11 protein-coding genes are annotated in these 13,469 nt (G+C 50.7%); 3 read left to right on the forward strand and 8 right to left on the reverse strand.

Annotated elements, in window-relative coordinates; genetic code table 11:
• Positions 1-18 precede the first annotated feature (18 nt).
• Positions 19-1,209 carry an MFS transporter gene (locus ACQ4MZ_RS01615; protein ID WP_430842297.1) on the forward strand — a complete coding sequence of 397 codons (1,191 nt, stop codon included), beginning with the start codon at positions 19-21 and terminating at the stop codon, positions 1,207-1,209.
• Entirely contained in the window at positions 1,206-1,574 is a 369-nt protein-coding gene (locus ACQ4MZ_RS01620) for a DMT family protein (RefSeq protein ID WP_430842299.1), read from the forward strand. Before ACQ4MZ_RS01615 ends, ACQ4MZ_RS01620 begins: the two co-directional genes overlap by 4 nt.
• A gap of 44 nt (positions 1,575-1,618) precedes the next feature.
• Here the strand turns inward: ACQ4MZ_RS01620 and ACQ4MZ_RS01625 are convergent, their stop codons facing one another.
• The 5 genes from ACQ4MZ_RS01625 to ACQ4MZ_RS01645 all read right to left on the reverse strand — a co-directional run bounded on the left by ACQ4MZ_RS01625 (position 1,619) and on the right by ACQ4MZ_RS01645 (position 9,318).
• Positions 1,619-2,287, reverse strand: a complete 669-nt coding sequence (locus tag ACQ4MZ_RS01625; protein WP_430842301.1) for an RNA recognition motif domain-containing protein — start codon at positions 2,285-2,287, stop codon at positions 1,619-1,621.
• A gap of 167 nt (positions 2,288-2,454) precedes the next feature.
• The gene (locus ACQ4MZ_RS01630; protein WP_430842303.1) at positions 2,455-2,586 is read right to left on the reverse strand and encodes a hypothetical protein; all 132 of its coding nucleotides are present in this window, start codon (positions 2,584-2,586) and stop codon (positions 2,455-2,457) included.
• 235 nt (positions 2,587-2,821) lie between these two features.
• Complete coding sequence (locus ACQ4MZ_RS01635; protein WP_430842305.1) at positions 2,822-6,259, reverse strand: family 16 glycoside hydrolase; 3,438 nt, start codon at positions 6,257-6,259, stop codon at positions 2,822-2,824.
• Positions 6,260-6,312: 53 nt separating this feature from the next.
• Complete coding sequence (locus ACQ4MZ_RS01640) at positions 6,313-7,590, reverse strand: Gfo/Idh/MocA family oxidoreductase (RefSeq protein ID WP_430842307.1); 1,278 nt, start codon at positions 7,588-7,590, stop codon at positions 6,313-6,315.
• A gap of 168 nt (positions 7,591-7,758) precedes the next feature.
• Positions 7,759-9,318: an acyl-CoA carboxylase subunit beta gene (locus ACQ4MZ_RS01645; protein ID WP_430842309.1), complete on the reverse strand. Its 1,560-nt coding sequence runs from the start codon at positions 9,316-9,318 to the stop codon at positions 7,759-7,761.
• 79 nt (positions 9,319-9,397) lie between these two features.
• On the opposite strand from ACQ4MZ_RS01645, the gene porQ reads away from it, so the two are divergent.
• Positions 9,398-10,489: a type IX secretion system protein PorQ gene (gene porQ, locus ACQ4MZ_RS01650; RefSeq protein ID WP_430842311.1), complete on the forward strand. Its 1,092-nt coding sequence runs from the start codon at positions 9,398-9,400 to the stop codon at positions 10,487-10,489.
• A 9-nt stretch (positions 10,490-10,498) separates the two neighbouring features.
• Here porQ and ACQ4MZ_RS01655 read toward each other — a convergent pair whose 3' ends face one another.
• From ACQ4MZ_RS01655 to ACQ4MZ_RS01665, 3 genes are all read right to left on the reverse strand, one after another.
• The gene (locus ACQ4MZ_RS01655; RefSeq protein WP_430842313.1) at positions 10,499-11,026 is read right to left on the reverse strand and encodes a dihydrofolate reductase family protein; all 528 of its coding nucleotides are present in this window, start codon (positions 11,024-11,026) and stop codon (positions 10,499-10,501) included.
• Positions 11,027-11,088: 62 nt separating this feature from the next.
• Positions 11,089-12,591, reverse strand: a complete 1,503-nt coding sequence (locus ACQ4MZ_RS01660) for an ATP-binding cassette domain-containing protein (RefSeq protein WP_430842315.1) — start codon at positions 12,589-12,591, stop codon at positions 11,089-11,091.
• 114 nt (positions 12,592-12,705) lie between these two features.
• Positions 12,706-13,257: a type 1 glutamine amidotransferase domain-containing protein gene (locus tag ACQ4MZ_RS01665; RefSeq protein ID WP_430842317.1), complete on the reverse strand. Its 552-nt coding sequence runs from the start codon at positions 13,255-13,257 to the stop codon at positions 12,706-12,708.
• Positions 13,258-13,469 lie beyond the last annotated feature (212 nt).

Genomic DNA, 13,469 nt, shown 5'->3' on the forward strand with positions numbered 1-13,469 from the left:
CAACCGCTAACCTAGTTTATGAAAAATTCGACCCGCTTTCAGTTGATGGCCATGATGTTCCTGCTCTATTTTGTGTGGGGTGCATGGTACGGGCAAATGAGCAAGTATATGTTTACAGAATTGGGCGCAACGGGCGTCCAGGTTGGAAATGCATACGCGGCATTCTCCATTGCGATGATCATCGCGCCATTCTTCGTGGGAATGATCGCCGACCGTTATTTCGCAGCACAAAAAGTGCTGGGTATCCTCAATTTGGTGGGGGCCGGTATTCTGTATGTGCTGTCCGAAGTGAAAGATCCCGACACGTTTTTCTGGGTGATCCTGGCCTACTGTATTACTTTCGCACCGGCGATGTCGCTTACGACATCCATTGCCATGCAGCAAGTTACCAATTCCGAAAAGGACTTTCCCGCCATCCGCGTCATGGGAACCGTTGCCTGGATCGCGGTAACGAACATTATCGGATACTATGAAATTGGCGGTACCGCATTGATTTTCAAGATTTCAATGTTTACGGCTGCATTTCTCGGCGTTTACTCTTTCTTCTTGCCTGATACCCCTCCAAAACCAAGTTCACACACCTCTTTTTCCGACATTTTGGGTTTGGACGCATTCAAATTGTTCAAGGACCGCTCTTTCGCAATCTTCTTTATTTCTTCCCTGCTGATCTGTATCCCGTTGTCATTCTACTATGCAATGGCAAACCCGTCGCTGACGGATTCCGGGATGACCAATGTAGAGAATAAAATGTCGCTTGGGCAAGCTTCGGAAGTTGTGTTCATGTTGCTGATCCCACTGGCTTTTTCTCGTTTCGGCGTGAAATGGATGCTGGTAGTAGGGCTTATCGCCTGGATCATCCGTTTCATCGGCTTCGGTTACGGCGACGCTTCCAGCGAATGGCTGCTTTACCTGGCGATCGTGCTGCATGGCGTTTGCTATGACTTTTTCTTTGTCACCGGCCAGATTTACACCGACAGCAAAGCGGGCGAGCAGTACCGTTCTTCCGCTCAAGGCCTGATTTCCATCGCTACTTATGGAATCGGTATGGGCATTGGTTCGTGGATTGCCGGCGTGGTGGCAGATATGTACACCGTCGACAATGTGAAAAACTGGACATCGATCTGGATGGTGCCTGCGGGCATCGCAGCGGTAGTACTGGTGCTGTTCGTGTTGTTTTTTCGCGATAACAAAGTTAAAGCAGCTGCATGAAATCAGTCCTGACTATAGGCCTTCTGGTATTGTCCAACGCCTTCATGACTATGGCGTGGTACGGACATTTGAAATTCAAGGAGATGGCCTGGTTTAGTAAACTGGGGCTATTCTCCATTATCCTCATCAGTTGGGGAATAGCCCTGTTTGAGTATTGTTTTCAGGTCCCTGCCAACAGGATTGGTTTTAAAGAGAATGGTGGTCCATTTTCATTAGTGGAACTGAAAGTGATCCAGGAAGTGATTACACTGGTCATATTCATGGTTTTTACGCTCGTTTTTTTTAAAACGGAGACATTCCGGTGGAACCACTTTGTCGGTTTCCTGTTTCTGGTACTGGCTGTTTACTTCATATTCAGGAAATGAAAAGAGCCTGCAAGTGATTGCAGGCTCTTTTCATTTGTAACGTATCAATCCCAATCATCGTCGCCACCTCCATACCGGCGGCCGTAATCTTTCGAACCGCCTCCGCCTTTTTTCGAGTAGCGGTCCTCCATTTTAGGCCGACCTCCCTGATGACGATTATGGTCATGTCCGCGATCGTGATGCCCTTTGTCGCGCTGCTTATCCGGCTGGCGGAAGTTACCTCCTCCCGAAAAGCCCCGGTCGCCGAAATTACGCTCGGCGGGTCTTGCCGGAGTGCCTGGTGCATCGTCATCATCCTGATCGTCGTCGTCCAGAGATGGTTCTTGCCGGTTATAGTCCCTACCTGTATTTCTATCTTGAGTATAAGGCGTTCTGTTTCCTGGACCGTCATTTCCCGCCGGTCGTGGCCGGTTAAAGCCCTCCCGACTGCGTGTATCGGGGCGGGGCGCACCACCGCCGTCGCCTCTTGGTTCTCTCTTCTGTGATTCGTTCACAACCAATGGCCTGCCATACATATCGGCCCCGTTCAATGCATTAATGGCGGTTCTGGCCTCTGTTTCATCAGGCATTTCCACAAACCCGAACCCTTTGCTTTGACGTGTAATTTTGTCAATGATGATTTTCGCTGAGCTCACTTTACCATACTTTTCGAAAGCTTCACGCAGCTCGCTTTCCTTTAACTTAAAAGAAAGACTACCAACAAAAATGTCCATGAAACGCCTTGTTTTTTATTGATTTAGATGGAATAAATATATTTATTTTATCAACTCAAGAGCCAAACACAGCTTATTTACTTTTTTGATCTTGATTTTCTGATTATTATATCAAAGCTAAATAAAATTGCCCAAAGTGATCCAAGAGGGCATTTTTTAATTTTTTTCTATAATTTAAGCCTGACGTCATAGACAAAATCGCGGACCGACCGGATGGAATAGATTACCGCCTTGCAAAATAGCGGCTTGCGAAGGTAGTTGAATTCATCGTCCATGATCGCGGAAGGGATTTTGATCATCCCGTAATCGGCTTTCGGAATAAGTTGGTGCCAAAATCTTTGGTCGAGGCGGGTGCAGGGGCAGTTTCAAATCACCCGGCAAGGCGCTGATAGGCAAGTCTAAAATGTAGGCAGGATCTGTTTCAATGCGGTGATACTCAGTGCTCGTGGAATATCATCTATGTTGACATTAGCCGTGTATTCCGGTAAAGCCACGGAAATAGAAATGCCCCGCAAATTGCAGGGCATCTTCAAATTACTTTTTCTTCTTACTCTTTTTCTTTCCTGTCTCCACCGGTTCAGGTGTCGCTTTGCTCAGGTCTTTGATGCGGATATTCCTGAATTTGAGTTCGGAACCGTGGCCGAGGAATCCGAGGTGACCGCTGGTCCTTTTCAGGCCCGGGTGATCTTTATGGTCGGCTGTGCCGTTTTTGCTGGCTTCGGCAAGGTCGCCATCAAGGATTACGGTGCCGTTAAGGGTTACCTTGATTTTGGAGCCTTGCACGCGTACCTCTTCGTAGTTCCATTCCCCAACCGGTTTCAGATAGCCCCTTTTGGCAGGAATAATGCCGTATGCTGAACCGTGGTACTGATATTCGTGCAAATCTTTGTAAATATCTGCATCGTTGTCCAGGATCTGGATTTCGGTTCCTACGTAGGCTGCATCGCCTTCCATCGGCGTGCGGATACCCAGGCCGTTGTTCGCGCCCGGCGTAAGCTGGAATTCGAAACGGAAATCGAAATCGCTGTATTCGTCTTTGGTGTACAGATTGCCTTTCCCGCCTTTTTTAGGATCGACAACGAGCTCGCCGTTCTGGATGAAATAGTCGGTCTTGTTGCCCACCCATTCAAACATATTGGTACCATCGAAGAGCACTTTGAAACCCTCCTTCTGCTCGGCTTCGGGTAATGTGAATTCCGGGCGAGGGATTTCGCGAACGTAAATGTCGCGGTAGTGGATCTCGTTGCCATGCGCCTGCAGTTCGAGCTGTTCTTTCGCGAAAATCGGCAAGTTGCGGTCCCAATAGTTTTCGAGCACCACATTATCCACCACATTTTCCCCGTTCAGATCCACTGATACGCGATCTCCGATCATCGTGATATGGAAGGTATTCCATTCGCCAATCGCATTATCGGCTACTTTCGAAGGCTTGCTCGGGTTTTTCTGGTTATTATAGAGCCCTCCCGAGCCCACTTGCGCGCCTACGCTCACACGTGAGGTGTCCCAGATCTGTACCTGCGGCGTACCCCGGAGGTAAATGCCCGCGTCGCCATCTTTCTGAATTTTCCAGTCGACGTACATTTCAAAATCGCCGTATTGCTTCACGGTGCAAAGGTTATCGCCATGGCCGGAGAAGACGAGTTCACCGTCTTTGGCAAACCAATCCTTGAATGCCGCTTCATCCGCTTTTTTCTGTTTGAAGGCCAGCGAATCAGCGCTCATTTTGCGGCGTGCGATCGGGTTTTGTACCAAACCTTTCCATCCCGAGAGGTCTTTGCCATTAAATAGCGATACAAATCCCTCACCGGCAGGTAACTCAGCCAGATGCTTGCGGATCGATTCCCTTTGGTAATCGGCGTCCTGGCCTTTCAAAAGTGGGCCGGCTTTGGTAAGGAGCTCACGGATTTCGGCGCTGTACAGGTTTTTGTTACTCAATGCAATGTTCATAACAGCCTGCGCCGCAGCTTGCTGCGTACCTGCATTATCCAGGTATTTGCCGGCCAGCAGTAGTGAATTAAAGGTTCTGTTTCTTCCCAGTTCCTTGATAATCGCTTCCTTCTGCGCGTCGGTTTTGGCAATCGCCAATGCTTCGCGGAGCATAATCACTTTGTTGGCAGCTGTTTTGCTCGATTTTGCCGTGGCAGCAACATAGCCTGTCAATGCAGCATTGAAATCCTCGGAATCACTGGTGCTGCGTGCAATGTTGAGCAATTCTTTGGCAGCGCTCGCGTCGACCCAGGCGGAAAGTGCCGCGATAGCCGACTTCTTCTTCGTAGCATCCCCGTTTCCGTATGCTTCCACCACCGATTTCAAAGCCTTTTTACCACCAATACCAGCCAATACTGCAAGGTAATTACCTTGTTTATCAGCCGGGGCAGCTTGCATTTGTTTCAAAACAGCGTCGGTCTGGCTGTCTGCGTCGCCGCTTTCCTTAATCGCCGCGTTGATAGCGCTTTGTGTAGCCGCAATCTCGTCAGCATTGGAAACGCTATTCAATAATGCATACAGTTGTGGCAGATCGTTGCCGGTAGCCAGCGATTTCAATGCATTGAAAGCCGATTTCCGTACTTCGGGATTCGTGCTCTTCAACTGCGCTGAAACAACCGGCAATTTCGAACTGGCTGCACGGGCGGCCAGCACATCAATCAGCGCCGATTGTGCTGGTGCGGGAAGGGTAGGAACGGCCGTTGCGACCTGATCCACGAGTGAAGCGCCTTTGATCGTCATCAAGCTGCTTTTAATCGCCGCGATTTCATCCGCATTGGCCGTTTTCAAAACCGGGATCAGCTTGGCAACGCTGCTTTCCTGTCCGATTCGTCCAGCGGCCCAGATCGCAGCCGTTTTTACTTTGCTATCTTTCGAAGTCAATGCCTTCAAAACCACCGGTAATGCATCTTTCGATTCCGCACGGCCCAGCATGGTAATAATCTCTGCCTGTACGGTAGGGTTGGCTTTTTTGAATGCATTCAACCATGGGGTAGTGCCGTCGGCCATCAGGTATTTCTGGCCTAATTTCAATGCGGCGGCACGGTATTGAGCGTCGGTACTCTGTAATGCGCTTACCAGAACGGGTACAGATTCTCTCTTTTTAACATCCGAATAAATCTTCAATGCAGAAGAGCGAGTTGCGGATTGCTTTACATCCGGCGTAGCTTTGATCAATGCGAGCGCCGCCTTTTCAGCAGACGCGGCATGGCCATTGGCGGCCAGATTTGCGAGGTATTTGAGGTAAACAGCCGTCGCGTCGGCTTCGTCGTAGCCGTAGGCGGCTTTCTGTGCAGCGCCCGCCAGAATACTTTCCGAAGAAGGTGAGCCGATTTCCGATAGTGCATAAAGGCTAACCTTGCGCAACTTGATATCGGAACTGGCAGCGGTTTTTTCGATGACCGCAGCGGCACTTTTGTTATGGCTGCCGCCCAATGCCTCGGTAATCGCGAGCTGTGCGCTTCCGCTGGCATTACCCAATGCTTCCAGTAAAGCGGCGCCCGCAGATGGCGAGCCTATGCGCGCCAATGTCCGCGCGGCAGGTTGTGAAAGTCTTTCGTCTTTGAGATACCCTTTCAAAACATCTACCGACTCATCTTTTCCAACGGTTTGAAGCTGGTAAATGAGGAAGTTTTTGCTGTCAGGATCATTCACTTTTGATAATGCTTCGCCGTAGGCTTCCGCAGCGTCTTTGCGCAAGGCCTCTTTGCCTGCCTGAGAAGCATAATAGGTGAAACCACCTAAAGCATATTGTATCTTAGTATTATCTCCTTTGCCGAGGGGCGTGAGCATAGAGGCGATCTGAACCAGGCCTGGCTTGCCGAGCTGGGCGAGTTCTTCCATGTTTTTCTTCAATGCCGCCTCATTCTGGGAAGGGAGTTTCGACAACACCGCCTTCACTTTGGCGTCGAGCGAGTTGTCGTTTTGGGCCATGAGCTGCGAGGAAGCCAGGCAGAAGGCCATAATAGGGTAAAGTCTTTTTTTCATCGGATATGCCGGTGCTGCAAGCCGGAAGGCCTGTCAGTTTAGCTTTTAAGTTCTTAAATGGTCCAGGGAGCACGCATGGGCTGATCGATCAGCCTGTTTGCGCCTTCGTCGTCGATAAATTCCTGTTTGTCCGGATCGAATTTCAATGAGCGGCCCAGGCGCAATGCAATAAGGCCCATGTTCACGATCGTGCACGAGCGATGACCGTTTTCCTCGTTCAATGCGAACTTCTTGCGGTTCTTCACAGCGTCCACGAAGTCAGTAACCTGCGGCTCGGGATCGGGGAATGCGGCGAGTTTCTTTTCCAGGTCCGGAATATCCGATTTGAAATTTGGGTACAGCTTGCCTTTCGGGCCTTCGATGTACGCTACTTTGTCATCTTTGGCTTCGCCGTCGAGCACGATCTGGCAGCCATCGGCATAGGTGTAGGTAATGCGGCGCCAGGTACCTACGGCTTCGGTGTGCTGCTGAGGGGCGTCCACTTCCACGCTCACCGGGCTGGTATCGTCCTTGCCAAGGAAATATTGAATTGGGTCGATGTAATGCTGGCCCATGTCGCCCAGGCCCCCACCATCGTAATCCCAGTAGCCGCGGAAGGTTTGGTGCACACGGTGTTCGCTGTATGGTTTGTACGGCGCTGGTCCAAGCCACATATCATAGTCGAGCTCGGCAGGTACCGGTTGAGGGGCATTGTTTGTTTTACCTACCCAATAAAACTTCCAGTCGAAACCGGTATGCTTGCTGACGGTTACTTTCAATGGCCAGCCGAGCAAGCCGCTCTGAACGAGCTTTTTAATGGGTTTAACAGTAGTATTCATTCCGTAGAAATTGCTTTCGAAACGAAACCAGGTGTTGAGTCGGAACACTCTCCCGTGCTGCTGAACGGCTTCCACCAGACGTTTGCCTTCGCCTATTGTGCGCGTCATCGGTTTCTCGCACCACACGTCCTTGCCCGCGCGGGCGGCGTCGGCGGCGATAATGCCATGCCAATGCGGCGGGGTAGCCACGTGGACGATGTCGACTTCGGGAAGCTGGATCAGCTCACGGTAGTCGGAGAAGGTTTTGACGCCCTTGTCGACCATATTGACCGCGATGTCGAGATGCCTTTTGTCCACGTCACACAATGCAACCACTTTGGTGCCTGCATAAGGGATGTGGCCGCGGCCCATGGAGCCGGTGCCGACAATGGCTTTGGTGAGTGTGTCGCTCGGGGCGAGGTAACCCTTTCCCAGCACATGGCGGGGAACGATCGAAAACGTTGCCAGCGTCGCCAGTGAGCCTTTGATAAAGCTCCTGCGTGAGGACGCGGAAAGTCCTTTCTCTTCTTTCATTCGTTAAGGTTCTTTTAGGAAGTAATTGAGATTGTTTAGTGCTTGTGAAATTAGGACAATATCAGGAATGTGCCAAAGTATTCCCGGGCATTACCCGATATTAATGGGATAAGGCCAGGGAATAGGCTGTAAAATTTTGAAAAATGGGCAATACGCGCTGCGTGCTCGTTACAACGGAATGTTGCCGTGCTTCTTTTTGGGTAGCACATCCACCTTGTTTTCGAGCATTTCGAAAGCACGGATCAGCTTCGCGCGGGTCTGGTCGGGGTAGATCACCTCATCGATATAACCGCGGTGCGCGGCACGGTAAGGGTTGGCGAATTTGTGGGTATAATCGTCGATTTTCTCCTGCAATTTCTTCGCGGGATCCCCGGCCTGCGCGATCTCGCGTTTGAAAATAATTTCAGCCGCGCCGCTTGCTCCCATTACGGCGATTTCGGCGGAAGGCCAGGCGAAGTTCATATCCGCGCCGATGTGCTTGGAGTTCATCACATCATATGCGCCCCCGTACGCCTTGCGCGTGATCACGGTGATGCGCGGGACGGTGGCTTCGCAGAATGCATACAATAGCTTTGCGCCGTTGCTGATGATCGCATTCCATTCCTGATCGGTGCCTGGCAGGAAGCCGGGGACATCTTCGAGAACCAGTAATGGAATATTGAAACAATCACAAAACCGGACGAAACGGGCCGCCTTTTGGCTGGCATGAATGTCGAGCACACCTGCAAGCACGGCGGGTTGGTTGGCGACAATGCCGATGCTGCGCCCGGCAATGCGAGAGAAGCCTACCACGATATTCTCCGCAAAATTTTCATGTACTTCAAAAAAACTGTCGGCATCAGAAAGCTCGGTAATGACTTCCCGCATATCGTAAGGCTGGTTGGCGTTCTCGGGAATGAGCGTATTCAATGCAGGACGCAGCTCGTCGCCGGGCGTGTAGGGATACCGCGGTGCGTCGTCCTCGCAGTTTTGCGGCATATAGCTCAGCAGCTTTTTGATCGATTGCAGGCATTCGACCTCATTGGCGGACACAAAATGCGTCACACCCGATTTCGTTGCGTGCGTCATCGCACCACCAAGTTCTTCTGATGTTACTTCCTCGTGTGTTACAGTTTTGACCACATTGGGACCGGTTACGAACATATAGCTCGTGTTTTCAACCATTAAAATGAAATCCGTAATCGCGGGGGAATAAACCGCGCCGCCGGCGCATGGACCCATCACAGCCGAAATTTGCGGTATGACCCCGGAAGCCAGGGTGTTTTTATAGAAAATATCCGCGTAACCCGCGAGCGAAAGCACCCCTTCCTGAATGCGGGCGCCACCGGAATCGTTCAGACCGATGATCGGTGCGCCGTTTTTCATAGCGAGGTCCATCAGTTTACAGATCTTTTCTGCATGTGTTTCTGAGAGCGAACCGCCGAAAACCGTGAAATCCTGCGCGAAAACGTACACCAGCCGGCCATTGACTTTGCCATAACCCGTAACTACACCGTCGCCAAGGTAATGCTCCTTATCCAGCCCGAAATCCTTGCTGCGGTGCATCACAAACCGCCCTATTTCCTCAAAAGAACCTTTGTCGAGCAGAATGGAAATGCGTTCACGGGCGGTGAGCTTGCCCTTGGCATGTTGCGCCTGGATCCTGTTTTCACCGCCGCCCAGTTCAGCCTCAGCATTTTTTTGATCTAAAAGTTCTTTTTTTGAAACAGCGGCTGATCGGGATTCCATGTAATGCGGGGATATGGTTACATTTGTTGGGTTATAAATATAGCTGCATTTTAATGATTCGGGAAATTATAGGACGTTTATGAGGTCGACAGGCTGTGGTTTGCTTTTCCTTATCACGTGGCTTTGCTCGCCGTGGAATGCCGCTTTCGCCCAGGTGACGGGCGGCCGTACGCGCCTGGATTTTCTCCAATTACCTGCTCAGGCACGCAGTACCGCGTTGGGTTCCAACCACATTGCCGCGCAAGGTAACGACCCCGCATTATTTCTTCAAAACCCCGCATTGCTCGATTCGGCGAAGATTAATAACGTATCGCTGAACCTGATGCCTTACCTGGCGAATACCAAGTTTGTGAATATGGGTTATGCCAACCGCGTCCGCAAAACAGGCAGCATTTGGGCGGTTGGGCTGCAATACCTGAACTATGGTACGATGCAGGAAACGGACGACATCGGAAATGTGGTAGGGGAGTTCCGCGCGGCGGATTATGGCCTTTCAGCGGGTTACGGGCACACGCTAGGTGCTTTCACGTTAGGCGCGACGGCCAAGTTCGTGGGCGCGTCCATCGAAAGTTACCAGACCTGGGGGATGGCATTCGACTGGGGCGCTACATTCCGGCATCCGCAGGAGGACCTTACAATCGGTTTCGTGGCCAAAAACTTCGGCTTTTTAAAGCAGAACTACAATGGTGCATTGACGCCGGTATTGCCACTGGATATGCGGATAGGGGTAACCTTCAAACCCAAATATATGCCGGTCCGTGTGTCGTTGACTGCCCATCATTTAAACCGCTTCGATATGGTTTATAACGACCCGAACTTGTTTTATACTTACGATATCAATGGTACTAAGCTGCCCAAAAAAGTGGGGGTGGCAGAAAAACTAGGCAGGCATTTGTCGCTGGGCGCGGAAATATTGGCGCATTCCAACTTCCGCATTCTGCTCGGCTATGACCATTTGAAAAGGCAGGAGCTTCGTTTGACAAATCGCGGCGCACTGGCTGGATTTTCCTTCGGCACGTGGCTGCGCATTAAAAGGTTCGAAGTCGGCTATGGCCGGGCGCAATATGTACCGGGTTTTGGCAGCAGCTCCATTTCGATTGTGATGAACCTTAAAAACGGGTTTGTTCGAAACAAATGGGACGAGCCGGTGAAAGCCAGGCCCGTCCGCTAGCGCAATGCGTTACCTGCGCATGTAATGCAGTTGTACCAGACCTTTTTCAAAAGACTTACTGCTCACGAAAGTAAGGTTCTGCTCCGGTCTGCCATCCTTGAACAGTCGGATGCCATCGCCCAACAAAATGGGAATCAGTGAAACAATATACTCGTCAATCAGGTCGAGTCGTATGAGCTGGTTTACGACTTCTGCCCCGCCATCTACGAAAATATGTTTCCCTTCTTTTTGTTTCAGCTCGTCGATCAGCGCCTTCAGGTCGCCGGTGTGGAATCGGACATTGCCTTCCTGTGCACGCGGGGTGCGCGTCATGATGTAATATTCCTTATCTGCACGAAGGTATTCGATGCCCATCGCCTGCACCTTGTCATACGTTTTACGGCCGATGATTACGGTGTCAATCGTGTCGATGAACTCGCCATAGCCGTAATCTTCACCCTCTTGTTCCACGAGGGAAAGAAAGGTCAGGTCGTCGTCGTGCTTGGCAATGTAGCCGTCGAGGCTGGCGGCAATGTAAACAAATACTTTTCTGGTCATAGCTGGTGATTTGATTAATACAGAAAAAGAGGATTTCCGTTTTTCACTAAAAGTTGGAATCGTTAACGCGATTCTATCACTTTTCCTTTTTCCAGTTTCAAATAATGCTCTACACAGCTCGGAATCTCGTTTGGATAATGCGAAACATAGATCAGAGTACGCTCATCGGTATCACAAATGGCATTTACAACCGACTTAAAATAGTCGATCGCGTCGGTGTCCAGTCCCTGGCAGGGCTCGTCGAGGATGAGCAACGGCGGGTTTTTGACCAATGCCCGCGCGAGCAGTACCATTCTTTGCTGGCCTTTGGAGAGCTGTGAAAAATCCTTTTCGATCAGTTCATGCACATGCAGGAGTTCGGCCACTTCATGTACACGCTCAATTTGCGTTTCGGTGAGTTTTTTGAAGAAAACACCTGTCGCATCGAAAAAGCCGGATGCTATGGTTTTGAAAACGGTGGTATTTCTGGGGAAATACAAGTGGAGTTCGGGCGAAACATGGCCGATCTTTTGTTTGATATCCCAGATGGATGCGCCTGCACCACCGCGTTTTTGATCGAACAAATCATAGTCATTTGCGAAACGCTGTGGATTATCAGCCGTAATGATGCTCAGCAAAGTCGATTTGCCGGAGCCATTCGGTCCGGATAATGCCCATTTTTCTCCCTTCGCGATCTTCCAGTTTACGCCGTCGAGAATCTGATCTTCTCCGTATTTGACACGGATATTTCTCAAATCGAGCGCGTGTTGAAAGCTGGTAAATTCAGGATGACCGAAATGCGCCAGTTTTTGCGGATCGGGCTGCGGAAATTGATGGGTATGGCTGGCTGCCGACCGAAATTGCACTACGGGTTTTTGCGCTTCAATTTGGCCGGCTTCCAGTTCGAGTACATCCGTAATGCATGGGGGGATTTCGGCAGCCGTAGTGGCCATAATGATGGTCACCCCTTGTTTGGTCAGTTCGGTTAATGCATTACGGAGCACCTCGCGTGAATGCACATCAAGGCCGCTGAATGCATTGTCGAGCATGAGCACTTTCGGCTTTTTCAGCAGCGACTTGGCTAAAAGCATTCTCCTCGTTTCGCCGTTGGAAAGCGTCACAAACGGGTGGTCGAGCAAATGGGTAATGGATAGCAAGCCTGCCACGCGATCCAGTTCTTCATCACTTACTTTGGAAGGGGCTAATGTTACCGATTTATCGTCGACCGTTCCTACCGGTTTCAATTGGTCGGTCAGGATCGCACGCACGCTGGGCGCGCGCTCGGACTCGTATGCGTGAAAGCGCTGCTGGTAATACTCGGCACCGGCACTTACAATGCGGTTGAACGAGTAGTCGTTCGAAGCAAGCTCTATATTTTCGCGGACCGGTGTAGTCCAGTCGTAGACGATTTTGCCGCTCAGCACAGGCCATTTCCCCGCGATCACTTCCAGCAGGACCGACTTACCCGAGCCGTTCGGGCCAATGATCGCCCAGTTTTTTCCCTGTTCAATATTCCAGTTAATTTCAGAAAGGACCGTTGATTCGTATTTGCGGACGGAGACGTTTTGGAGCGAAATGAGTGTCATGCGAAAACCAGGTAATGAAAGAGCAAATACCACAATTTTGGCTTTAAATGGAAACAAAAAGAGCATCCGTTACGGGATGCTCCTGCTAAGCGTTTGAATCTGTGACTAATGCAGTTAATGATGGAATTCCATATTGAACTCCCGGATCATCGTACTGACGAACGCCGAAAGATCGTCGGTAGTGCGGCTGGTGACGAGCCCGTTATTGGTTACCACCTCCTGGTCCAGCCATATTGCGCCGGCATTTTCGAGATCATGGCGGATGGCGGCATACGAGGTAAGCGTGCGGCCCAGTACCACGTCGGCGTCGATCAGGATTTGGGGACCGTGACAGATCGCCGCCACCGGTTTTCCCGCGATAAAAAACGACCGCACAAAGTCGACCGCCTTTTGGTTGATCCTTAGTGCATCCAGGCCCATAACCCCGCCAGGAAGCAGCAGCGCGTCGTAGTATTCGGCACGTGCCATTTCAAGCGGGACGTCGACCCGGTGGTTTTCGCCCCAGTCCAAATGGCTCCATCCTTTCACAACGTCTTTGCTGGGCGAAATAACGTGGGTGGTCGCGCCGCGTTGGTTTAGGACTTTTCTGGGGCAGGTCATTTCAACCTGCTCAAATCCATCGGCAACCAGTATCGCGACTTTGATTGAATTCAGTGATTGTTCCATGGATTTAGGTGTGGATTAAAAGGTTAGACTATAAGAATAAATAATTGTACAAAAACTATGCCAATTTGTTGGCTTGTTTTTGGGTCGAGCACGCGGCAGAGAGGCGGTGCGTAGCTTCCACAACGTGGGAATGGGGCCTGTGGTAAATCCCGATTTGGGGAAAATAAAAAGAGCGGCATCGCTGCCGCTCCCTATATTAGCATTATTCCATG

The organism is Dyadobacter sp. BHUBP1 (genome assembly GCF_050587785.1).
Classification (GTDB): domain Bacteria; phylum Bacteroidota; class Bacteroidia; order Cytophagales; family Spirosomataceae; genus Dyadobacter.

What these genes read in the sequence shown, in the direction of transcription:
- ACQ4MZ_RS01645 (WP_430842309.1), bottom strand. Translation starts at nt 9,318, where the DNA reads ATGGAATCCCGATCAGCCGCTGTTTCAAAAAAAGAACTTTTAGATCAA.
- ACQ4MZ_RS01635 (WP_430842305.1), bottom strand. Translation starts at nt 6,259, where the DNA reads ATGAAAAAAAGACTTTACCCTATTATGGCCTTCTGCCTGGCTTCCTCG.
- ACQ4MZ_RS01630 (WP_430842303.1), bottom strand. Translation starts at nt 2,586, where the DNA reads ATGATCAAAATCCCTTCCGCGATCATGGACGATGAATTCAACTACCTT.
- ACQ4MZ_RS01640 (WP_430842307.1), bottom strand. Translation starts at nt 7,590, where the DNA reads ATGAAAGAAGAGAAAGGACTTTCCGCGTCCTCACGCAGGAGCTTTATC.
- porQ (WP_430842311.1), top strand. Translation starts at nt 9,398, where the DNA reads ATGAGGTCGACAGGCTGTGGTTTGCTTTTCCTTATCACGTGGCTTTGC.
- ACQ4MZ_RS01665 (WP_430842317.1), bottom strand. Translation starts at nt 13,257, where the DNA reads ATGGAACAATCACTGAATTCAATCAAAGTCGCGATACTGGTTGCCGAT.
- ACQ4MZ_RS01660 (WP_430842315.1), bottom strand. Translation starts at nt 12,591, where the DNA reads ATGACACTCATTTCGCTCCAAAACGTCTCCGTCCGCAAATACGAATCA.
- ACQ4MZ_RS01625 (WP_430842301.1), bottom strand. Translation starts at nt 2,287, where the DNA reads ATGGACATTTTTGTTGGTAGTCTTTCTTTTAAGTTAAAGGAAAGCGAG.
- ACQ4MZ_RS01620 (WP_430842299.1), top strand. Translation starts at nt 1,206, where the DNA reads ATGAAATCAGTCCTGACTATAGGCCTTCTGGTATTGTCCAACGCCTTC.
- ACQ4MZ_RS01655 (WP_430842313.1), bottom strand. Translation starts at nt 11,026, where the DNA reads ATGACCAGAAAAGTATTTGTTTACATTGCCGCCAGCCTCGACGGCTAC.
- ACQ4MZ_RS01615 (WP_430842297.1), top strand. Translation starts at nt 19, where the DNA reads ATGAAAAATTCGACCCGCTTTCAGTTGATGGCCATGATGTTCCTGCTC.